18 protein-coding genes are annotated in these 21769 nt (G+C 63.5%); 11 read left to right on the top strand and 7 right to left on the bottom strand.

Translation table 11 applies throughout. The annotated features are described in order from the left end of the window. Positions 1-154 precede the first annotated feature (154 nt). Positions 155-1894: a hybrid sensor histidine kinase/response regulator gene (locus tag PAN31117_RS04015; RefSeq protein ID WP_150737075.1), complete on the top strand. Its 1740-nt coding sequence runs from the start codon at positions 155-157 to the stop codon at positions 1892-1894. A gap of 20 nt (positions 1895-1914) precedes the next feature. On the opposite strand, the gene trhA is transcribed toward PAN31117_RS04015, so the two are convergent. The 3 genes from trhA to PAN31117_RS04000 form a co-directional block, all read right to left on the bottom strand. Next, positions 1915-2580 carry a PAQR family membrane homeostasis protein TrhA gene (trhA, locus tag PAN31117_RS04010; RefSeq protein ID WP_150737074.1) on the bottom strand — a complete coding sequence of 222 codons (666 nt, stop codon included), beginning with the start codon at positions 2578-2580 and terminating at the stop codon, positions 1915-1917. 44 nt (positions 2581-2624) lie between these two features. Then, the gene (locus PAN31117_RS04005; RefSeq protein ID WP_150737073.1) at positions 2625-3179 is read right to left on the bottom strand and encodes a peroxiredoxin; all 555 of its coding nucleotides are present in this window, start codon (positions 3177-3179) and stop codon (positions 2625-2627) included. 203 nt (positions 3180-3382) lie between these two features. Further along, positions 3383-3889, bottom strand: coding sequence for an Lrp/AsnC family transcriptional regulator (locus PAN31117_RS04000; protein ID WP_150737072.1), 507 nt, complete (start codon positions 3887-3889; stop codon positions 3383-3385). A 172-nt stretch (positions 3890-4061) separates the two neighbouring features. Between PAN31117_RS04000 and ilvB the strand changes: the two genes are divergently transcribed. From ilvB to astA, 6 genes are all read left to right on the top strand, one after another. Then, entirely contained in the window at positions 4062-5894 is a 1833-nt protein-coding gene (gene ilvB / locus PAN31117_RS03995; RefSeq protein ID WP_150737071.1) for a biosynthetic-type acetolactate synthase large subunit, read from the top strand. 137 nt (positions 5895-6031) lie between these two features. Then, on the top strand, positions 6032-6811 hold the full coding sequence (locus tag PAN31117_RS03990; RefSeq protein WP_217424831.1) for a basic amino acid ABC transporter substrate-binding protein: 780 nt from the start codon (positions 6032-6034) through the stop codon (positions 6809-6811). Between the two features lie 152 nt (positions 6812-6963). Continuing rightward, positions 6964-7716, top strand: coding sequence for an amino acid ABC transporter permease (locus tag PAN31117_RS03985; RefSeq protein WP_150737070.1), 753 nt, complete (start codon positions 6964-6966; stop codon positions 7714-7716). Next, complete coding sequence (locus PAN31117_RS03980) at positions 7700-8422, top strand: amino acid ABC transporter ATP-binding protein (protein WP_150737069.1); 723 nt, start codon at positions 7700-7702, stop codon at positions 8420-8422. Before PAN31117_RS03985 ends, PAN31117_RS03980 begins: the two co-directional genes overlap by 17 nt. 201 nt (positions 8423-8623) lie before the next feature. Beyond that, the gene (locus tag PAN31117_RS03975) at positions 8624-9865 is read left to right on the top strand and encodes an aspartate aminotransferase family protein (RefSeq protein WP_150737068.1); all 1242 of its coding nucleotides are present in this window, start codon (positions 8624-8626) and stop codon (positions 9863-9865) included. Positions 9866-10063: 198 nt separating this feature from the next. Beyond that, on the top strand, positions 10064-11128 hold the full coding sequence (astA, locus tag PAN31117_RS03970) for an arginine N-succinyltransferase (protein WP_150737325.1): 1065 nt from the start codon (positions 10064-10066) through the stop codon (positions 11126-11128). 28 nt (positions 11129-11156) lie between these two features. Here astA and PAN31117_RS03965 read toward each other — a convergent pair whose 3' ends face one another. From PAN31117_RS03965 to PAN31117_RS03950, 4 genes are read right to left on the bottom strand one after another with little or no spacing between them, the layout of a single operon-like run. Then, positions 11157-12131: a Csu type fimbrial protein gene (locus PAN31117_RS03965; RefSeq protein WP_174990814.1), complete on the bottom strand. Its 975-nt coding sequence runs from the start codon at positions 12129-12131 to the stop codon at positions 11157-11159. Continuing rightward, the gene (locus tag PAN31117_RS03960; protein WP_150737066.1) at positions 12128-14680 is read right to left on the bottom strand and encodes a fimbria/pilus outer membrane usher protein; all 2553 of its coding nucleotides are present in this window, start codon (positions 14678-14680) and stop codon (positions 12128-12130) included. Before PAN31117_RS03960 ends, PAN31117_RS03965 begins: the two co-directional genes overlap by 4 nt. A gap of 8 nt (positions 14681-14688) precedes the next feature. Beyond that, a complete protein-coding gene (locus tag PAN31117_RS03955) occupies positions 14689-15444 on the bottom strand; it encodes a fimbrial biogenesis chaperone (RefSeq protein ID WP_174990813.1) in 756 nt (251 codons plus the stop codon). Between the two features lie 24 nt (positions 15445-15468). Further along, positions 15469-15996 carry a Csu type fimbrial protein gene (locus tag PAN31117_RS03950; RefSeq protein ID WP_150737064.1) on the bottom strand — a complete coding sequence of 176 codons (528 nt, stop codon included), beginning with the start codon at positions 15994-15996 and terminating at the stop codon, positions 15469-15471. Between the two features lie 577 nt (positions 15997-16573). On the opposite strand from PAN31117_RS03950, the gene PAN31117_RS03945 reads away from it, so the two are divergent. The 4 genes from PAN31117_RS03945 to corA all read left to right on the top strand — a co-directional run bounded on the left by PAN31117_RS03945 (position 16574) and on the right by corA (position 21686). Continuing rightward, a complete protein-coding gene (locus tag PAN31117_RS03945) occupies positions 16574-17146 on the top strand; it encodes an HdeD family acid-resistance protein (RefSeq protein WP_150737063.1) in 573 nt (190 codons plus the stop codon). A 95-nt stretch (positions 17147-17241) separates the two neighbouring features. Then, entirely contained in the window at positions 17242-17727 is a 486-nt protein-coding gene (dps, locus tag PAN31117_RS03940) for a DNA starvation/stationary phase protection protein Dps (protein WP_039398040.1), read from the top strand. A gap of 184 nt (positions 17728-17911) precedes the next feature. Continuing rightward, a complete protein-coding gene (locus PAN31117_RS03935; RefSeq protein WP_150737062.1) occupies positions 17912-20617 on the top strand; it encodes a bifunctional acetate--CoA ligase family protein/GNAT family N-acetyltransferase in 2706 nt (901 codons plus the stop codon). Between the two features lie 91 nt (positions 20618-20708). After that, positions 20709-21686, top strand: a complete 978-nt coding sequence (gene corA, locus PAN31117_RS03930) for a magnesium/cobalt transporter CorA (RefSeq protein ID WP_150737061.1) — start codon at positions 20709-20711, stop codon at positions 21684-21686. Positions 21687-21769 lie beyond the last annotated feature (83 nt).

Here is a 21769-nt window from a genome sequence, read left to right as displayed (position 1 = left end):
TTCGGGCTCGGGGGATTCCGAAAGTGCGCCTGCGCGGGAAAAAGTTCGGAATTTGCGCAGTCGCAAGCGTCACGCAAACGGCCAGACTTAAAGGCTGTTTCACTTTCTTCAGTACGCCGAAGCGCGTGAATCGTGATGCGGCGTCAATGACGCGATGAATCCCGACAAATTCAAGTTCCGAAACAGAAGTGATGGAAGTCATGCCAACACCGCAAGCCCCGATCCGAAGGCGTATGCCTCGGAGGGCGACAGCCTGCCGGAAGGATTCGTAAGGAATGCTGCCGAACACGGCCCGGCAGACGCCGGCACGTTTCGCATGGCGCTGGTGCACGAGTTACGTGCACCGCTCCAGGTGCTACAGGGGCATCTCGATGCGCTGTGGGACGACGCTGGGGAGGTCGCCGGGGCGAAGGGCGTATCCGCGCCGCGCGAGCGGCTGGGCAACATGCGAAGCATGCTCGATGTACTCGCCGGGGCCGTAGACGATGTCTTGGACCTAGGGCAGGACGACGTTGCGCAGTTGCCGCTGCGAGAGGCGGTGTTCGAGGTGCGCCAGAGCCTCGATGCCGAAGTCGATGCCTTTGCCGAATTGGCGCGTCGCAAAGGGCTCGATCTGACGTGTGAGATCGCGGACGCAGTGCCCGTCTTTTTGTGGGGGGACGGCGCGCGTTTGCGGCAGATATTGCGCACGCTGATCGATAACGCGTTGAAGTACACGGTGTTCGGTGGCGTCGCGGTGAGGGTCGCATGGGCCTGCGAGGCGATGGGTTCGGATGAGGCGGACTCTGCCGATCTGCCTGACGGCGATGACACTGCCCACGCTCCGCATCTGACCATTCGCGTCACGGACACGGGGCCGGGCATTCCGGCTGGGATGGAAAACGCGGTGTTTGCCGCGTTCGCCCGCGCGCAAACGTCGGTGAAGGGCACGGGGCTTGGGCTTTGGGTGGCGCGCCAGTGGACGTGGCGTCTGCGGGGCACGCTCTGTGCCGAGCCTTGCGCGTCCGGTGCGCGATTCCGATTGTCGGTGCCATTCGCTTTGCCGGGAGGCGGTGAAACGGCCAAGGCCATGGACGACGCGCCTGCCGAGGGAAGTGCAACGTTACCTGGGGCATCGGCACCCTGGCCCGAGAGAGAGGTCGTCGAAGTGGCTGTGCGCCCCGGGTTACAGGCGCTTGTCGTGGACGACCATGTGATGAATCGAAGGATTCTGGCCGATCAGTTGACGTCGCTCGGATGCCATGTCGCCAGTGCGGAGGATCTGACGGACGCGCTCGTGCAATGGATTGCACTCGACGTCGATGTCGTGCTGACCGACGTGCACCTCGACGGCGTGAGCGGTCTGGCGCTCGCGAAGACGCTGCATGCGCTCGCCCCGATGCTGGGCCGCCGGGAGCCGGTCGTGTACGCGGTGACAGGCTCGGTGGTGGAGGCACGCGCCGCCCGTGAGGCCGGGCTGGACGGTGTGCTGACGAAGCCGGTTTCGCGTCAGCGGTTATCGCAAACGCTGGCGGTACGCTGGCCGGCGTTGGAGGAGGACGATGACGACCTCGCCCCCGATGTGACGTGCAGTGTCGGCAGCGATGCAACGTCGGAGGTGACGCTATCGCTCTGCCACGAGAAAAGCTCACCGAAATCGCGGTCGGCGCTAAGGGATGACCCCTACGCGCGACGTATGATGCGAGATGAAATGGCGAAGGATCTGGCGCGCTTTCGTCGTCTTTTGGCGAGACGCCGTCGCGAAGACCTTGAAGCCGCCCAGGGTCTCATTCATCGCATGCGAGGCGCGTGCCGCATGTTCGGCGATCCGGCGTTGACCGAGCGGTGCGACCGGCTCGCCGAAAGGCTGGCGAACTGCCGGTGCACTGCGCAGGGCGGAGGGGACGACGGATGATCGGAAAGAATCCGAAAGCGTCAGATGTAGCGCCAGACGGCGAGGTAATGACAGACGGTGCCGCCGATGGCGAAGAGGTGCCAGACGAGATGCCCGAATTTGATGTGTCCGTCGAGCGAATAGAAGATCGCCCCGATGGTGTAGGCGGCGCCACCGGCATATAGCCATCCTGCGCCGGGGCCGGGAATGGCGGCCAGCACCGGCCCGGCGACCAGGACCGCCATCCAGCCCAGTCCGATGTAGAGCAGCGTCGAGACGAGCGGGCGATCGAGCAACCCGAGCGACTTGGCGACGAGCCCCGCGATCGCCATCGCCCAGACGCCGGTGAGCAGAGGCCAGCCCCACGGATCGTGCAGGATCTTGACGGTGAAGGGTGTGTAAGTGCCTGCAATGAAGAGAAAGATGGCGCAATGGTCGACGCGCATGAACACGCGCTTCGCTCGTCCGTCCGGCAGCCCGTGGTACAGCGCGGATGCCAGATAGACCACGACCATCGTGACGGCGAACACGCCGATGCCGATCTGCTGCACGGTGCTCGGCAGAGGTGGGCGTACGGCGGTGAAGAGAAACGGGATCGCTGCGAGCGCGGCCAGACAGGCGAGGCCGTGGCTGAGGCTGTTGGCGAGTTCTTCGCTGCGGGTCTGTGCGCGGGCGATGGTCCTCGCCGTCGGTGTAGCCGTGGTCATGCCATCCTCATCGGGGAGTCGTCAGTGATGTCTGTGCGATGCCTTCAGTGATGCATCTCATGCCACTTGCGAACTGCATCCATCGTGTTCTGGACGTGCTTGTCCGGATCCATGCTGACGTAGCTGTAGATCACCTTTCCATCGGGCGCGATGACGTAGGAGATGCGATTGGCGATGTTCGGTTTGAGGGCGAGGACGGCGTCGTACGCCTTCATGATCTTCTGATCGGTGTCGGCCGCCACGGCAAACTTGCTGCGGCACTCGGACACGGAGAACTTGTTGAGCGTGTCGATGTTGTCGTGCGAAACGCCGATCACCGTCGCGCCCATCTCCTTGAACTTGTCGGTCGCTTCGGCAAAGTCATGCGCTTCGATCGTGCATCCGGTGGTGAATGCAGCGGGGTAGAAGTACAGCACGACGGGGCCCTGTTTGAGCGCGTCCGCGAGCGAGAACGTGAAGACTTTGCCGCCGAGCGAGGCTTGCGCCTTGAAGTCCGGCGCCGATGCGCCGTTCTGCAATGCCGCATGGGCGGGGATCATGCACCAGGCCGTGACACCGACAATCGCTGCAGCGGCGGTCATTCCTAACCAACGTTTCATGCAAGGCTCCCGAAGTGGATGCTTAAGGATAGAGGCTTGCGGGGGCGCTGTCCAACGTACTCCGCGTCGTTGACGAGGGCTTTTGCACCCCGTGAGGTGGCGAACCGCGCGTTGTTTATCAGGACGATCAAAGGGTGCCTGATGTTTAACGAACAGCCGACAGTTTACGGTCGGTTCTGTGACATGACTCTGTCAGCACTGCGTCATGAATTGCCGGAGGGCGCGTTGCCATGCGCGCCGGGCTGGCCACTGCCGATGGGCAACACTGTGGTGGACTTGATCTGCGAGAGCGCAATCATCGAGTTCACTTCCTGCACCATCGGCAGTTGTGACAGCCGCTCGAAGAAGAAGCGCTCGTAGGCGTCGACATCTCGCGTGACGATGCGAAGCAGAAAGTCGACGTTGCCCATGAGTACGTGGCATTCCAGGACCTCGGGAAAGTCCTGAATCGCCCTGGAGAATTCGGGCAGCGCGTTGCGGTTGTGTCCCGCGAGTTTTACGTGGGCAAACAACATGACGTTCAGCCCGACCTTCTTGCGGTCGACCAGCGCCACGCGCCGCTCAATCACGCCCTCGGCATCGAGCCGGTCGATGCGTCGCCAGCATTGCGATTGCGAAAGACCGATGCGCTCGCCGATCTGTGCGGCGGAAAGCGAGGCGTCTTCCTGCAGAATTGCGAGGATTTTTTCATCGAATTCGTCAATTTGCATGATTTATTCCTATGTATTGGTAAATTTGAATGAATCATGTGAAATTGATGGATTTTTGTCAACGATACGCGAAGCATTTACCGCTCGAACCCCGTAAACTTCACACCTATTAGTGATATTCGCCGCAACAATCCCCTCCCGTTCGACTGAATCAGCAGGAAAACACGTACCCATGAAACTCGATTTGACTTTGCCCGCTGCCGAAACCGCGACCGGTGCCGTCGCCCAGCCTGTTGCTCCGCTGTCTGCCAAAGGCGCAGACCTGATTGCGCGCACGCTGGTCGACATCGGCATTGACACGGTGTTCTGCTACCCGGGCGGGGCCAACCTCGAAATGCTCGATGCGCTCTCGCGCGTATCGATCACGCTGGTGCGTACGGAGCATGAGCAGGGCTCTGTCTTTGGGGCGCAAGGCTATGCGCGCGCGACCGGCAAGTTGGGCGTCTGCCTGGCGACGTCCGGCCCGGGGGCGACCAACCTTGTGACGGGCATCGCCGATGCCGCCAGCGATTCGGTGCCGATCCTGGCCATCACCGGCAATGTCGCCACGCACTGGCTGGGCAAGAACGCCTTCCAGGAAGTCGATATCGTCGCCATCACCAAGCCCGTCACGAAGCTCGCGCGTCAGGTGCGCGAAGCGCGGGATATCCCGGCTGCCCTGCGCGAAGCGGCGGCGTGTGCGCTCGCCGGCCGTCCCGGCCCGGTCTTGCTCGACTTTCCGAAGGACATTCAGCAGGCACGTCCCGAACAGCCGACGGACAAGCGCTTTACGTCCGCCGTGCCTGCGGGCATGAGCGACGAGACGGCGCAACGCATCGCTGCATTGCTCGCGCAGAGCGAGCGGCCGGTGCTTTACGCCGGTGGCGGGGTGATCGCGTCGGGGACGAGCGCGCAACTGGTCGCGCTGGCCGAAGCGCTCGACTGCCCGGTCGCGCTCACGATGATGGGACTTGGTGCGGTGCCCGACGACCATCCTCTGTTGCTCGGTCCGCTGGGTATGCACGGCGCGTATGCAGCAAACGTCGCGGTCAACGAAGCCGATCTCGTGCTGGCACTCGGCGTGCGTTTCGACGACCGGGTGATCGGTGATCCCGCTTCGTTCGCACGTCACGCGAAGATTGTCCATATCGACGTGGATGCCGCCGAGATCGGCAAGAACAAGCCGGTCACGCTGGGGGTGCACGCGGATCTGCGCGACGCGTTCGCTGGTCTGCTGGCGCACGCCAAACGGCGCGACGTGCCCGCGTGGCATACGTATCTTCGCGAGCGTCGCAACGCGCATCCGCTGCGTGCGCCGCAGACGGCAGGCGTGGCGGATGCGGGCAAGGACGCCGGTGTGCTGACCGGTGTGGACGTGATCGCCGCGCTGGCGGCGATGCTGCCGCCGGAAGCGGTGGTCACGACGGGCGTGGGGCAGCACCAGATGTGGGCCATGCAGCACCTGCGTTTGCGCGAGCCGCGCACGTTCCTGTCGAGCGCCGGATTCGGCACGATGGGCTTCGGTTTGCCGGCGGCCATCGGCGCGAAGGTCGCATTGCCGAACGTGCCGGTGATCGATATCGATGGCGACGGCAGCCTGAACATGTCCGTCAACGAGCTGTCCACTTGCCGTCGTTACGGCCTCGGCGTCAAGGTGCTGGTCATCAACAACCAGTGGCTGGGCATGGTGCGGCAGTGGCAGGACATGATCTATGCGCGCAACCGGGTGGCGTCGTCGCTGGTCGACCCGAACGTGCCCGATGGCGCAGACGACGGCCGTCCGTACCCGGATTTCGTGACGATTGCCGCCGGATACGGCGTGTCAGGCGCGCGCGTCACCCGTGCCGAAGAGCTGCCTGCCGCACTGGCACGCATGCTCGCGGACCCGAGTGAGCCGTATTTGCTCGACGTGCTGGTCGCTCGCGAGGACGACGTCTACCCGATGATTCCGGCGGGCAAAACATACCGCGACGTCGTCTTCGGGCCGGGGCAGGCCGCCGGGCCGATTGCTGCGGGCGCATTCTGAGGTTCTCATTCGATGAGAAACTGACGTCACGTCGCGAGATCGCAACGAGAGAACCCGCTTTGGCGGGTTTTTTTCGTTTCAGGGGCGCCGAGGAGTATCATTGCGCTCTTTCAAGAATTCTCGCCAAGGAAATCAATATGTTGACGAAGCGCCTGGTGCTGGCCGCCGCCTGTATTCTGACGACCTTTGCCGCGCTGCCGGCAGCGCAGGCCGCCGATCCGACCTACACCGTGGGCGCAGGCGGCACGTATCGTCCGTTCGAGTTCGAAACGCCGCAAAAGGAACTGGTCGGCTTCGATATCGACATCATCAAGGCCATTGGCAAGGCTGGCGGTTTCAACACCAAGCTGGTCAGCACCCCGTGGGAAGGCATCTTCGCCACGCTCGATCAGGGCGACCGCGACATCATCATTTCCGGCATCACCATTACCGACAAGCGTCGTGAAATGGTCGACTTCTCGGCCCCGTACTTCCCGGCCGATCAGGTCATCATCACCTCGCCGGGCGCGAAGGTCGCCGGTCTGGCTGACCTGAAGAAGCTGCAAGTCGGTGTGGTCAATTCGAGCACAGGCGACATCGCCGTCTCGGAAGAGCTGGGCAAGGCCAGCACCGCCATCCGTCGCTTCGACAACACGCCGCTCATGCTCGAAGAGCTGTATCGCGGGGGCGTGGACGCCGCCGTGGGCGACGTCGGCGTGATCAAGTTCTACATCAAGAGCCATCCGGAAAAGCCGTTCAAGCTCGTCTACGACAACAAGTTCAAGCGCCAGTACTTCGGTATCGCCGTGAAGAAGGGCAACAAGGTCGCGCTCGACAAGATCAATACCGGTCTGAAAAAGATCGTGGCTGACGGCACCTACGCCAAGATCTACAAGCAGTGGTTCGACGCCGACGTACCGACCCTCCCGCAACAGTAATCAACGCGTGTAAGATTCGCGCCACGCGCGCCAGAGATTCTGGCCACTCGCGGCCCGTGAGCTGATCGTCAACTACCGACGTCAACCCCCGGGCCGCGAGCGTTTTTCCGCCGGTCGGACCGGTCCGTTTCATTTTGTGAGAAAGGTGCTTCATGGGTGGGTTCCAGTGGAACATCATCAGCGAATACATGCCTCTGTTCGTCGAGGGCACGCTGATGACGCTCAAGTGCACGGTGATCTGTGTGATCGCCGGCACGTTACTTGGGCTCGTGCTTGGCGTTGGCCGTCTGGCCGAAGCGCGTCACGGCTTCTATAAGTATTTCCTGCGCTACGCGGTGCAATTCCCCGTGCGCTTCTACGTCAGCTTCTTCCGCGGCACGCCGCTGTTCGTGCAGATCCTGCTGATCCACTTCGCGTTGATGCCGTTGCTGATCAACCCGTCGGGTGGCTTGCTCGTGAGCGGTGATTTCGCCCGCGAAATTCGTTCACAGTACGGTGCGTTCATGTCGGCCGTGCTGGCGATCTCGCTGAACGCCGGTGCCTACGTGTCGGAAATCTTCCGCGCCGGTATTCAGTCGATCGACCGCGGCCAAGCCGAAGCGGCCCGTTCGCTCGGCATGACGTACATGCAGACGCTGCGCCGCGTGGTGCTGCCGCAGGCGTTCCGCCGCATGCTGCCGCCGCTGGGCAACAACGCCATTGCCATCGTGAAGGACTCGTCGCTCGCGTCGGCCATTGGTCTGGCCGAACTGGCGTACGCCGCACGCACGGTGTCGGGTGCCTACGCGCGCTACTGGGAGCCGTATCTGACGATTTCGCTCATCTATTGGGTGATCACACTGGTGCTGTCGGCATTTGTTCAACATCTGGAAACGAGGTACGGCAAAAGTGATCGTCGTCAATAACCTGCAAAAGCAGTACGGCGAGGCGCACGTGCTGCGCGGCATTTCATGTCGCATCGAAGAAAAGGAAGTGGTGTGTGTGATCGGACCGTCGGGTTCGGGCAAGAGCACCTTCCTGCGCTGCCTGAATGGTCTGGAAGACGTGAGCGGCGGTGAAGTGCTGGTCAACGGCTTTCACGTGGAAGATCCGAAGACTGACATGAACGCCATGCGCGCCAGCGTCGGCATGGTGTTCCAGCGCTTCAACCTGTTCCCGCATATGTCGGTGCTGGAGAACTTGATTCTCGCGCCGATGCAGGTCAATGGCATCAGGCGTGACGAAGCGGTGATCATCGCCGAAAAGTTGCTCAAGAAGGTGGGCCTGATCGAGAAGATCGATGCCTTCCCGAATCAGCTCTCCGGCGGTCAGCAGCAGCGCGTGGCGATTGCCCGCGCACTCGCCATGCAACCGACGGTCATGCTGTTCGACGAGCCGACCTCGGCGCTCGACCCGGAGCTGGTGGGCGAAGTGCTGGAAGTCATGAAGTCGCTCGCCGAAGAAGGGATGACGATGGTCGTCGTGACCCACGAAATGGGTTTCGCCCGTGAAGTCGCCGATCGCGTGTTGTTCATCGATCAGGGCGTGATCATGGAAGAGGGGCCGCCCGAGCAGATCTTCACGGCGCCGAAGCACGAGCGCACGCGTGAATTCCTGCGCAAAGTCCTGTAATTCTCACGATTGCGGTGCGCGCAAAGGTATATCCGCGCGCCGCATCTGATTACAATGCGAGGGTACGCGCGCCTAGTGACTTAGCGCACCGGCGCGTCGCAGGCACCCTGAGCGCCCCGCCAGGTTTTTTTCACAGGGCAGTGACCTTTGTCCGGGCCTGCCCCGCAATCGCAGATTGCACTCCGATTTCACGAGGTAGTCATGAGCCAGCAAATCGCTGTGACCCGCCAGACGTTCGACGACGTGATGGTGCCCAATTACGCTCCTGCCCAGATGGTGCCCGTGCGCGGCGAAGGCTCGCGCATGTGGGATCAGGAGGGTCGCGAGTATGTCGACTTCACCGGCGGTATTGCGGTCAACGCGCTCGGCCATGCCAATCCGGAATTGGTGAAGGTGATCGAAGAGCAGGCCCGCAAGGTCTGGCACATCGGTAACGGCTACACCAACGAACCCGTGCTGCGTCTGGCCACGGCGCTCACGCAAGCGACGTTCGCCGACAAGGCGTTCTTCTGCAATTCGGGACTCGAAGCGAACGAAGCCGCACTCAAGCTGGCGCGCCGCTACGCCTACGACCACGCCGCCGAGCGTGGCGGCAAGGAAAAGAGCGAGATCATCTCGTTCTACAACTCGTTCCACGGCCGTTCGCTGTTCACTGTGAGCGTGGGCGGTCAGGCCAAGTACACCGAAGGTTTCGGTCCGATTCCGGCTGGCATCATGCATCTGCCGTACAACGATCTGGAAACCGTCCGCGCGACGATTTCGGACGCCACGGCCGCTGTCATCGTCGAGCCGGTGCAGGGCGAGGGCGGCGTGCTGCCGGCCGATCCGGAATTCCTGAAGGGGCTGCGCGAGCTGTGCGATCAGCACGGTGCGCTGCTGATTTTCGACGAAGTGCAGACGGGCGTCGGTCGCACCGGCACGCTGTATGCCTACGAACAATACGGCGTGACGCCGGACATCCTGACCACCGCCAAGGCGCTGGGCAACGGCTATCCGATCGGCGGCATTCTCACGACGAGCAAGATTGCTGCGAGCTTCTCGCCGGGCACGCACGGTTGCACGTACGGCGGCAACCCGCTCGCGACGGCCATCGCCGGCCGCGTGCTGGAGCTGATCAACACGGCCGAGACGCTGAACGGCGTGAAGGCGCGTCACGATCATTTCATCAAGGGCATCGAAGCGATCAACGCGCGTCATGGCGTGTTCGATCAGGTGCGCGGTATGGGGCTGTTGATCGGTGCTGTGCTCAAGTCGGCGTTCGCTGGTCGTGCCAAGGACATCGTCGTCGAATCCGAGAAGAACGGTCTGATGCTGCTGGTGGCGGGCGGTGACGTCGTGCGTTTCGCGCCGGCGCTGAACATTCCGTTCGCCGACATCGACGCCGGTCTCGCCTCACTGGAGAAGGCGGTCGCAACGGTGGCCGCCACGGCGAAGGCCGCTTAAGAAGGCCGCTTAAACGCGCGGCGAACTTAACAAGACCTGCGCCGGTGCACAGGACTTCGGGCCGGATCGACGGATGACGTCGCTCCGGCCCTTGTTTTATCCAACTCACGGGATGCTTCCATGACGCGTCAATCGAAAGCGACGACGACCTCCGACGTATCTGTTGCTGCCGCCTCTGACGATATCGCCGCGAATTCGTTGCGCGTGGTGCGTCTCGCGCGTCCCGGCGATCTGCCCGCGCTGCTGGCGCTGGCAGCGATGGCCGGACCGGGCATGACGTCGTTCAAGCCCGACCGGGCGGCGCTCGAAGCGCGTCTGGCGCGCGTGGCGGCGACCGTCGAAGGCCAAGCGCCCACCGCGGAGCAAGGCTATCTGTTCGTGATGGAGGACGTCGACACCGGCGAGATCGCGGGCGTTTGCGGACTGGAAGCCGCCGTCGGCCTCGACCAGCCGTTCTACACCTATCGCAAGGACACGATTGTCCACGCGAGCCGCGAGCTGAATGTCTGGTCGCGCATGCTGACGCTCTCGCTCTCGAACGACCTCACCGGCTACAGCGAACTCTGCTCGCTGCTGCTCGACCCGAAATGGCGTGGACATGGCAACGGTGCGCTGCTCTCAAAGGCACGCTTTCTGTTCATGGCGCAGTTCCCCGAGCGTTTCGGTCCGCACGTGTGCGCCGAGTTGCGTGGATTTTTCGACGACGAGGGCCAGAGCCCGTTCTGGCAGTCGCTCGGACAGCACTTCTTCAAGATCGATTTCGATCAGGCGGACTACCTGACGTCTATCGGCAAGAAGTCGTTCGTGGCGGAGCTGATGCCCAAGTACCCGATTTACGTCGACTTTCTGTCGCCGCAAGCGCAAGCCGCCATCGGCGTGACGCACCGAGACACGCTGCCCGCACGGCGTCTGCTGGAGCAGGAAGGCATGCGCTTCGGATCGCATGTGGATATCTTCGACAGCGGGCCGGTGCTCGAGGCGCGTGTCGCCGATCTGCGTGCGGCGCGCGACAGCCGCTATCTGACGGCGAACGTCGTGGCCCCCGCAAGCGAGGATGGCAGCCCCGTACCGGCTACGCCGAACGCGGAACCGTATCTCGTGGCATGCCTCGGTCTCGAAGGTTTTCGCGCGACGCTGGTGAACGGTCGCCCCGAGCGCCGTGCGTTTGCGCTCAGCCCTCTGGCCGCGCAGGCGTTGGGCGTGAAGACGGGCGATCGCCTTCAGGTCTTGCCGCTCAAGCCGCCGCGCGCCGAAGCGGTCTGATCGCGTTCATCACGACCTCGGAGCTGCATCAGAACTGAATCGTCGCCGTGACCGTATCGGTATAGACCCCCGGGGCGGGCGTCGATTGAGACGGCACACGCGCATAGATCGGAATGGACTGCACGAGCCCTGTGCCGGTGCCGGTCAGTTGCGATGTCCCCGACGTCCCGTCCCCCCAGATCGTGGCGTAGCCGCTATCGAGATACAACTGATAGTCGATGCTCGACGTGAGGCCCGTCATCGTGCGCGACGTGACCGTTCCCTGTAGTCCGCCCGACAGGCTCACACGATAGGCGTCGTTATTCGTGCATTGCACCGAGAGTTGCCCGCCGCCGGTGACGGGACTGGCGAGCGCCGATTGCGTGGCAAAGGTGATGTTGGCGGCGGCGATGGTGCAGTTGTTGATGACCGTGACGCTAGCGGTGAACGGTGAACCGGGTGCGGCCGTCATGGCAGTGCCGCAAGCGGGCGCGGGAGAAAGGGCTGCGTACGACGCGTATTGCAGCGAAGTATCCGTCGACGCGAACGTCCGTGTATAGACCGTGTTGCTGCTGCCGGACGTGGGCACCGTCGTTTGCGACGCCGCGATCCTGCCGTAGAAGTTCACATTCTGTGTGACCGTGCCACCGAGCAGCGGCCGCGCCATCGTCAACGAGATCACGCTGCTCGTGTCGCTGCCCCACGCGTTTGAGTACGCAGGATCTGTGAAGAGTCCGAAATTGATAGCGTTACCTGCATTCGTCAGCGCGAGCGGCTGGGTGGCATTCAGCGCCAGACAGAGTTTGACGTTCGGATTGCCGGTGAGCACGGGCCAGTTGCACGACACGGGGATCGTACCGGTCGCCGAGAGCGCAAAGCCCGAGATCGGACTGAACGCAGCAAAGGCAAGCGTTGGCGTGCCGATGGAGCACGTCTGTGCCAGCGCACTCATCGACATCGCGAGACAGCCCGCGGCAATGGCGCAATGCCGTCGCACGATGCGAAGCAGGGTCGTAAGCGTCATGACTGGTCCTCCCGCACAGATGATGTCGAGGGCGCGGCCGGTGCGAGCCAATCCGATGCCGACTTTGCCTCCGCCGATCCCGACGACCTCGCCGATGTATCCCTTGCGAGCGTGCCGAACGCCACGCATTCCAGCGGACCGACGCGGGCGATGCGTCCTTCGGACGGCGTCGTCCAGTCGAAGGACGCGCGGCAACGCTGATGTCCGGCGCGCGATTCGAGGGTGTTGCGTGGGCCGAGCGCGTCGATGAACACCTCACCGTCGTAGCCGACCACCGTCACCATGCCGCTCTGCAAATGACGCACCGAGGTACCCGGGCGCAACGGTTGCCCTGAAGTGTCGACCAGCGTGACGAGCGCCGCGCGATAGCGTCGCACAGGGAAGTGGACAAGTACGCCGCTGTGCGACTGCGGCGCCACGCGGCGTTCGGTTGTCGTCACTTCCAGATCGGCGGGCAAATGTATGGGGTCGATGCCGATGCGCGACGCTTCGAAGCCGTTCAGATCTGGCACGAGGAAGTAGCCGCGCGCGTCGGTGCGGCCGACCTGCACCGATTCTCGCATCACAGGGACGTTGGCTTGCGCGTCGGTGCTCACGAGCGCAAACGCATCGTAGGTGCGGCGCGCGGCATGCAAGCTGTTGTCCATGACGACGAGCGCGCCGGTCATGCCCACGCCGACGCCGGACTGCCGTCCCACTTGCTGTGCCAGCGCCGAGACCTGACCGTGACGCCCGAGATACTGCACTTCGCCCTGCATCGTGCGTTGCGAGAAGGCGCGTCCGCCGAGCACCTGCCAGCCCCAGCCGCCTGCGTAGTCGGGCGTGCGGTTCGCGCCCGCCCACGCCTGCGTTTGTCCGTCTTGTTGACTGAACGATGCGTTCCCGAGCACCGCACTTGCGCCCTCGCTGCCGCCGCCAAGCAAGACGCTGAGCATCGCGAAGATGCCGTGCGAGCGACGCCGCGCAAAGTCGCGAAAGCCACCCATCGAAAGCATGCCGCGCGTGCCTGCGGGTAGCGTCAGGCTGGCGGACAGCACGCGCGTTGCTGGCTGACGCGGCACGCGTTGCGCGAACCAGGCGAGCGACGCGGTGCTGCCACGCGCAAACGGCACGGAGACGCTCACGCGATCGCTCGCACGGGGCACAGGCACGCCGTCCAACGTGGCGATATCGCGGTAGCGGCCGCTCGTGCGGATCATTTGCGCGTCGATGCTCACGCGGCGCGACAGGTACTGATAACCCGCGCTCCATTGGCTGCCGCCGCCACCGCCACCAGATACGGCGGTGGACGCGCTGACGACGCCCGCCTGACCTAGCGCCATCAACGCGCCTGCGCCCGCAAGGGCGAGCCGTCTCCCGGCTTGCGCCTGCGCTTCGACGGTCAGGGTGTCCGTCGCGCCGTAGCGCGCGGCTACCGACGCGACGGGATGACGCCGGTACGAAAACGAGCGCACGCCGTAGTCGTCGCGCGGCAGGCCCGCCTCCACGGAAAAGCTCGACAGACCACGTGCGAGCAGACGGGGATCGATGTACAGCGGCACGGTAGTGATCTGTTCGCGCCCGAGCGCGTCGCGCGTCACGACGCTCGCCTGCAAATCGCCCGTCAGGCCGGGCGTCTCCTGAATGACGAACGGACCGGGCGGCACGCGTGCGCCCATGCGGCGCACGCCGTCGAGATACAGATCGACGGAGGAAGGCACCACAGCGCTTCCATGCAGCGCCGGGATGGGGAACGTCACCAGATCGGGACGCAGCGCGAAGTTGCGGCGCCACTGGAGTCCGCCAATGCGCAGCGACCGGCTCCACGAGAGCGAGCCGGTGACGAGGTCGCCCGCGACCCACGTGGTCAGGCGCGACGGGTCGTCGTGTTGCCACCGGGTGTCGTAGCGTCGATAGCCACGACGCCACTGCGAATGCTCTGCTAGACCGGTCTGTTGTAGCGTGCCGCCCGACCAGAAGCCACGCACCTCACTCCAGACGGAGGCGCGCGTGAAACGGTCGCGCTGCACGTAGCCGTCATAGTTCACGAGCAGACCGGGGTCGGCCGTCGCGCCGATCACGACCGGTGCCGGGCTGCCCAGACGATAGGGTGAGAGCCAAGCGTCACCGACCTGAAGCGAGAGCGTCTGGTGCGTGGCGTCGTAGGATGTGCGCACGCCGTTCAACGAATCGAGTGCGACGTCGGCCGCATCGTTCTCGGGCAGGCCGCCGGATGGGGACGTCAGCCCGAGCGCGCGCAGATCGCCTGCGCGGGCGAACCAGCGGCCTTGCCGTCGCGCGAATGGGGCGATGCGCCCGGTCGATTCGCCGTTGATGATGACCTCCAGTACGTAGGGCCCATCGAGCCGGGAAATACCGGCCGTACTCGCCGTTCGCGTGGGCACGGTAGTGGGCGACGACGCTGTCGTTGTACGGGCGGCGGCCAGCGACGCGTCGTCGAACAGGGCTGCGCCGACGGCGCGTGGCTCGGCCGATATTGAGCCGGGCGCAAGTGCACCAATCGTCGTCAACGTGGCAAATGCGACGCTCATCGGCGTGGCGACGGCCACGGATACGCCTAGCGACGTTCGTCCGGCGCGACGCCTGCGACAAAGCGCATGGGCACCGCGTCGACGCGTGACTCCACCGTGAACGGTGCTACGGGGGGCGCACCGGCGGGCCAACGCACCGCGAATCGACGCGTTTGTCCGGCGAGCACGTAGCCGAGCAAACCGCGCGTGAGTTCCACGCTGCGTCCGGAAGCGTCGAGTACCCGTGTTGCCCCCAACTGAGCGTGACGCTCGCCGTCATTGCGCACTTCTAGCTCGCCCTGCGTCATGCGGACGTCGAAATGCAGTGAAGGCGAGCGCGTCTGATTCGCCTGCACGAACACCGGCAGCGAGTAACGCAGACGGATGGAGACACCCTCCGACAGCGTGGCATCGACAGGCGGCAACTCGTCCACCAGCAGCCGGTAGCTCTGCTCGTTCCCTTCGACGTTTTGCGCCACGACCAGCCGCACGATCTGCCGGTCGCCCGGTTCGATACGCACGATGGGCGGGCTGGCGATGAGCGCGTCGGTGGGGGTGAGCACGTTGTCGCCATTGCGTTGCGTCCATGCATACAGACGCAACTGGCCGTGGATCGGCAGATCGCCGGAGTTGCCCAGCGTGAGCGTGGTCGCAGGCTGCATCGGCAGGATGTTGACGATGACCGGTGAGACTTGCAGCGTCGCACCGTTGCCGTCGGTCACGCAAAGGGTGACCAGTGCGACGAACGCGCCGCCGCAGGCATACGCCGTCGGTCGCCGGGCGACCGGTCTGGGAGGGCTCATGTTCGCCATGATTGAGCTGATCCCTTAGAAGTAGACGGTTGCCGTGACGGTCGACGAGTAGACGTCCGGAGCAGGCATGGTGGCCGAGAGCGTCGCCTGACCGTAGACCGTGTACGTCTTGATCACGCCCGTGCCTGAGTCGCTGAGCGTGTTCGAGCCCTGCGTGTTGCCCCATGGCGTGGCGTAGCCCGCGTCCTGAAAAAGCCCGAACGGGATGGTCGTGGTGTTGCCTGTGAGCGTGCCTGCCAGCAGACGGTTGGTCTCGGTGGAGTTCGGCACGGTGCCCGCATTCAGGCCGATGTTGTAACCCGTCGACGCGGTACAGATCACGGTGAGCGACGAGGTGCTCGCCACCGGTCCTGTCGCCGAGCCCTGTACCGCGTTGAATGTCATGGGCGTGGCGGCGATGGTGCACCCGGGCAGGATCGTCAACTGAACGCGCATCTGTGTGGTTGCCGACCCGTTGGAGTAAACGGCGGCATGGGTCGGTGCGCTCTGTCCAAGCGCGGCGACGATTCCCGTAAGGGCCAGACGAAGCAACGGTCGGTTCATGATGTTTCTCCTTTGGAGTCCTATTCGAAAGTGAAATGATTCACCTTGGGGGCTACGTAAATATCGTTCTCATAACGTCAGTGCATGCACCGCATTTCGGACGCTTTTTACGTAGTCTATGAAGGCATTTGCCCGAAATGCGCGCGCACAAAGGGCTTTCGGAAAGATCCCAATTGAGAGGCGAGGCAGCGCGTCGGGTGTCTCGGCGATATACGCGCAAAGCGCACGTTTTTGATGGACGCATTGCGCATGCGATGAATGATTGAGGGCAACGATGGCGGGGTAACGCGTGTGAATGCGACGCATTGCCGCAGCGATGGCGGGGCAATCGCGGGTGTCGGTGCGGAAATGCCGTTGGCGTGCGGGGCGGAGATTTGAGGTCGGATGACGTCTGTCAAAGCGAATGCGAATGACACAAGCATTCGCGTATATTTCACTTGATCTCACGTCGAAGCCGTCTCTAGAATGGGTTCTTGACGCCCATCTGACGCCCCCATTCACACCAAACGTATCGAAGGTGTGATAGGTGCCAGTCGTCCTGATTCGCTACCTGCGGATATTTCACGAGAGGGATGCCATGCTCAGACTTCTGTCGAAATACTGGTGGTTGCTTGTGTTGCGCGGTGTGTTGGCCGTGATCTTCGGTATCGCGGCTTTTGCGTTACCCGGCGTGACGATTGCGGTGCTGGTGCTGTGTTTCGGCGCGTTTTCGTTCGTGGACGGGGTCTTCTCGCTCAGCGGCGCATGGAGTGCGCGCCAGGAGCATGCCGATTGGTGGCTGCCGTTGCTGCAAGGCATTGCGGGCATAGTGATCGGAGTCCTGACTTATCTCAACCCGGCGTTGACCGCCGTCGCGTTGCTTATCTATATCGTGGCCTGGAGTTTCGTCACCGGCGTGTTGCAGGTGGCGGCCGGTATCGCGTTGCGTCGCGAGATCAAGGGCGAACTGTGGGTCATTCTCTCCGGTGTGTTCAGCATTCTGTTTGCCATCTTCATCATGTGGCAACCGGGCGCGGGCGCGTTAGCGCTGATCTGGGCCATCGGTTCGTGGGCCATCATCTGGGGCGTTTTGCTGGTGCTGGCGGGTGTCAAACTGCGAGGTGCCGCGCATGGCGTGCCGCATGCGCCGCCGGGACACCTCAGGTCGTAGTCGCATTGTCTCCGTTCGTCCGCATGGGCGCCGAGCGCCCGTTGCCGACGGCTTCCCCCGGCAACCTGCGGGTTGTCAGACATCAGGAGTGTCAAATGGCTTTGAACCATACGCGTAACACCCTCGGTGAGAAGATCCGTATCGAATCGGTGAACCAGCTCAATCGCGGGCTGATCAACGGCATCGATGTGCAGCGTCAGGCGAAGCAGGCGCACTGGAATGTGCACGGCCCGGGCTTCATCGAACTGCACTTGCTTTTCGACGAGGTTTATAACGCGGCCATCGAGTGGGCCGATCTGTGCGCTGAGCGTCTGGTTGCGCTGGGTGGCGTGGCCGACGGCCGCGTGCAGACCGTTGCACAGAAGACCGAATTGCCGACATACAAGAACGAATTCAAACGCGGTCTCGATCATGCTGCCGCGTTGGCCGAAGCCCTCGCGGCCTACGGCGAGATCATTCGCGGCCTGATCGATGCGTCCGCCGAGATTGGCGACGCCACTACGTCGGACGTCTTCACCGAAATCTCGCGCGGCGTCGACGACCACCTGTGGAAGGTCGAAGCGCACCTGCGCGGCGAGTGACGATATGCCCGGGCGCCTGTGCGGCCTCCCGGGCTACTTACCCATCTTTCGACGTCGACGGTTTCGCCGATAGCTCTGCATCACAGACGACGATGAACGCGCGCGCCGCTTGAGCCGGAGCGCGCGTTCTCACGTTCTCAGCTTCGCTGTTTTTCACGCTGTCTTACCCACCCCCGGAGTCGCTATGACCACCCGTAACCTGAGCCAGATGTTCCAGCCAAAGTCGGTCGCCGTGATCGGCGCGTCCCGTCGCGAGCGACGCGTGGGGACGACCGTGCTGCAAAACATCATCGACGGGGGCTTCAAGGGCGACATCTATCCGGTCAATCCGAAGTATTCGACGCTCGCGGATCTCAAGTGCTACCGAGACGTCGCCGATTTGCCGCAGGCACCCGACCTCGCGGTGATCTGCACGCCGGCGTCGACCGTGCCCGATCTGATTCGCGATCTGGGTGAGCGTGGCACGCGCGCAGTGGTCGTGCTGACCTCGGGCCTTGCCAGAGAAAAGGATCGTCAGGGTGTGACGTTGCAGGAACGCATGCTAAAAAACGCGAAGCCGCACGTGCTGCGCATCCTCGGACCGAACTGCATCGGGCTGCTGAGTCCCGGCATCGGCCTGAACGCCAGCTTCGCGCATATGGGTGCGCGCGCAGGAAAACTCGCGTTCGTCTCCCAGTCGGGGGCGCTCACGACAGCCGTGCTCGACTGGGCCGACGCGCGTGAAATCGGCTTCTCGCATTTCGTGTCGATGGGCGACAGTGCCGACGTGGATTTCGGCGACATGCTCGACTATCTGGCGAGCGATCCCGGCACCGACGCCATTCTGATGTACATGGAATCGATTCGCGACGCGCGCAAGTTTATGTCCGCCGCACGCGCCGCAGCACGCAACAAGCCGGTCGTCGTGATCAAGTCCGGACGCGTGCCTGAAGGCGCGCAGGCGGCGGCGTCGCACACCGGCGCGCTGGCGGGGTCGGACGACGTGTACGACGCCGCGATCCGTCGCGCGGGGATGTTGCGTGTGGACACCACCGATGAACTGTTTGCTGCCGTCGAGACGCTGGCGCGCCTGCGTCCGTTCGCAGGCGACAAGCTGTCGATCATGACCAACGGCGGCGGCGCGGGCGTGATGGCGACCGACGCGCTGGTGCTCGACGGTGGCAAGCTTGCCCATCTGACGGAAAAGACTCGTGCGGCGCTCGACGTCGCGTTGCCGAAAACGCTGGGCCGCGTGAACCCAGTGGACATCGGTGGCGATGCGGATCTCGAACGCTACACGGCCACGCTCGCGGCGCTGTGCGAAGACCCCGAGACGGCGGCCGTCCTCTTCATTCAGGCACCCACCGCCGTGATGCCGAGTCTCGACGTGGCGAACGCGCTTGCGGCGCTGCCGCGTCCGTCGAAGAACGTCTTCACCTGCTGGCTCGGTGGCGAGACGGCCGAGCGCGCCCGCCGCATCTGTCGCGAGGCCGGGCTGCCGACCTACGACACACCGGAGAACGCCGCGCGTGCCTTTCTCGAAGCCGTCAACTATCGACGTAACCAGGCGCTGCTGATGGAGACGCCGCCGTCGATCCCGCCGGGCTTTGCGCCGGATGTGGCGCGCGTACGCGCGATTGTCGACAGCGCCATGCGTGAGGGCAGGGCCTTGCTGACCGAACCGGAAGCGAAAGGTGTGCTGGCGGCTTACGGGATTCCGGTGGTCGAGACGCTCGTGGCCGAGACACCGGAGCTGGCGGGCGAGATCGCCAAAGGCATCGGCTTTCCCGTCGCAGTCAAACTGATTTCGCCGGACATCACGCATAAGTCCGATGTGGGAGGTGTGGTGCTCAACATCGAAACTGCGGAGCAGGCGAGCGACGCGGCACGCCAAATTCGCAAGCGCGCACTGGCTGCGAAACCCGATGCGCGTGTGACCGGCTATTCGGTCCAGCGCATGGCTAACGGTGCCGAAGCCTTCGAACTGATCGTGGGGGTGGCCACCGATAACGTCTTCGGTCCGGTGCTGCTATTCGGGCAGGGCGGCACAGCCGTCGAAGTCATCGCCGATCGCACCATCGGCCTGCCGCCGCTGAACCTGAACCTCGCGCGCGACATGGTGGCGCGCGCCCGTGTGTCGAAGTTGCTCGCGGGCTATCGCAGCCGTCCGGCCGCCGATCACGAGGCGATTTATCTGACGTTGGTGAAGCTCTCGCAGCTCGTGTGCGATGTGCCGGAGATCGCCGAGCTGGACATTAATCCGTTGTTTGCCGATGCGCGTGGTGTGCTGGCACTCGATGCGCGGATTGTGGCGCGAAAGCCGTCGCTCCCCGGGCACGGACGTCTGTCGATCGCGCCGTATCCGCAGGAGCTGGAAAGTACCGTCGATGCTGGCGGAAAGCCCGTGCGCGTGCGTCCCATCCGCCCGGAGGACGAACCGGCTTACAACGCGTTCTTCCACACGCTGACACCGCAGGACATCCAGTTCCGCTATTTCGGCCTGATCAAGGAGCTATCGCATTCGCAGATGGCGCGCGTCACGCAGATCGACTATGACCGCGCAATGACGTTCGTCGCTACGGAAAAGGACGAGGCGGGCAACACACGATTGCTAGGCGTGGTGCAGGCGATGGCCGACCCGGACAATACCGTCGCCGAGTTCGCGGTGACGGTGAGTCCCGCGGCGCAGGGGCGAGGGCTGGGGCGCGCGCTCATGGAGCATATCGTCGACTACAGCCGCAAGCGGGGCACCGGGGAACTCATCGGCTATGTGCTTACGGCAAATACGCGTATGCTGACACTCGCCCGTCATCTCGGCTTTGTCGAAGACAAGGAGATGGAGGCGGGCATCGTTCATATCCGGCTGCCGCTGCAACAGACGGCGCAGGCGCGGGAGACACGCAAGGGCTGACGCTCGCGAGGGTGGCGGCGGTAGCGTGCGCAGTGCCCGGCGCTCGCGCCACGCGCAGAGTGCAGGGCGGCCGCCTCGACCAGGAAGACGCATGCTAGTGAACTGTGTGGCCTATGAGGATGGCCGCAAGATTGCCGATCTGCACCCCGATGAAATCTCGGACTATCTCGAACGTCCCGACGGCTTTGTCTGGGTGGCGCTCAAGGATCCCGGTCCGGGCGAACTGGCGCAGATGCAGCACGAATTCGGGCTGCACGACCTTGCCGTCGAAGACGCCCAGCACGGACATCAGCGTCCGAAAATCGAGCAATACGGCGACTCGCTCTTTGCCGTGCTGCACGTGCTCAACAAGGACGCCGACGGCGATTTCACGATTGGCGAAGTCGCGATTTTCGCGGGGCACAACTATGTGCTCTCGGTGCGCTCGAACGCCACGCAGGGACTGGGCGCGGTGCGTGCGCGGGCGGAGAAGGAGCCGAATTTGCTGCGCCAGGGCTCGATCTTCGTCCTCTATGCTCTGATGGACGCCATCGTCGACAGTTACTTCCCCGTGTTCAACGACCTCGAAGCGCAGCTCGAAGCCATCGAAGAGCAGATCTTTACCCCGAACACGCCGAACAAGGGGCGCGCGATCATCGAGGATCTGTATCAGCTCAAGCGTCGGCTCATTACGCTGCAACACGCGTGCGTGCCGCTCATGGAAGCGGTCAGTAAGTTGTTCGGGGCCATGGCACCCAAGCTGTGCGGCGGCATGCAGGAGTACTTCCGCGACGTCTTCGATCATCTTCAACGCATTTCGAAAAACGTCGATCTGCTGCGTGAAATGGTCACGACGGCGCTTTCCGTCAATCTCGGCATGATTTCGCTCTCCGAGAACGAAACGACGAAGCGGCTCGGGTCGTTCGCGGCGCTCTTTGCCGTGCCGACGATGATTGCCGGGATCTACGGCATGAATTTCGCCGACATTCCCGAGCTGAAATTCCAATACGGGTATCCGGTCTGTATTGCCGCGATGGCTGTCATCGACGTCTTGCTATTCATGAAATTCCGCAAGGCCGGCTGGCTGTAGCGCCCCTTTAGAGGCTACGACGGCAAACGGGCGGGCGCGGTGTCTGTGTCAGGCGCGTGTCCCGGCGGGCGTTGCCACCCGGG

It is taken from the genome of Pandoraea anapnoica, from assembly GCF_902459765.1.
Lineage (GTDB): Bacteria > Pseudomonadota > Gammaproteobacteria > Burkholderiales > Burkholderiaceae > Pandoraea > Pandoraea anapnoica.
This window is presented reverse-complemented; position numbering and strand designations above follow the sequence as displayed.

Coding starts and splice junctions, on each gene's coding strand:
- PAN31117_RS04015 (WP_150737075.1), top strand. CDS start 155: ATGAATCCCGACAAATTCAAGTTCCGAAACAGAAGTGATGGAAGTCAT.
- trhA (WP_150737074.1), bottom strand. CDS start 2,580: ATGACCACGGCTACACCGACGGCGAGGACCATCGCCCGCGCACAGACC.
- PAN31117_RS04005 (WP_150737073.1), bottom strand. CDS start 3,179: ATGAAACGTTGGTTAGGAATGACCGCCGCTGCAGCGATTGTCGGTGTC.
- PAN31117_RS04000 (WP_150737072.1), bottom strand. CDS start 3,889: ATGCAAATTGACGAATTCGATGAAAAAATCCTCGCAATTCTGCAGGAA.
- ilvB (WP_150737071.1), top strand. CDS start 4,062: ATGAAACTCGATTTGACTTTGCCCGCTGCCGAAACCGCGACCGGTGCC.
- PAN31117_RS03990 (WP_217424831.1), top strand. CDS start 6,032: ATGTTGACGAAGCGCCTGGTGCTGGCCGCCGCCTGTATTCTGACGACC.
- PAN31117_RS03985 (WP_150737070.1), top strand. CDS start 6,964: ATGGGTGGGTTCCAGTGGAACATCATCAGCGAATACATGCCTCTGTTC.
- PAN31117_RS03975 (WP_150737068.1), top strand. CDS start 8,624: ATGAGCCAGCAAATCGCTGTGACCCGCCAGACGTTCGACGACGTGATG.
- PAN31117_RS03965 (WP_174990814.1), bottom strand. CDS start 12,131: ATGACGCTTACGACCCTGCTTCGCATCGTGCGACGGCATTGCGCCATT.
- PAN31117_RS03955 (WP_174990813.1), bottom strand. CDS start 15,444: ATGAGCCCTCCCAGACCGGTCGCCCGGCGACCGACGGCGTATGCCTGC.
- PAN31117_RS03950 (WP_150737064.1), bottom strand. CDS start 15,996: ATGAACCGACCGTTGCTTCGTCTGGCCCTTACGGGAATCGTCGCCGCG.
- PAN31117_RS03945 (WP_150737063.1), top strand. CDS start 16,574: ATGCTCAGACTTCTGTCGAAATACTGGTGGTTGCTTGTGTTGCGCGGT.
- dps (WP_039398040.1), top strand. CDS start 17,242: ATGGCTTTGAACCATACGCGTAACACCCTCGGTGAGAAGATCCGTATC.
- PAN31117_RS03935 (WP_150737062.1), top strand. CDS start 17,912: ATGACCACCCGTAACCTGAGCCAGATGTTCCAGCCAAAGTCGGTCGCC.
- corA (WP_150737061.1), top strand. CDS start 20,709: ATGCTAGTGAACTGTGTGGCCTATGAGGATGGCCGCAAGATTGCCGAT.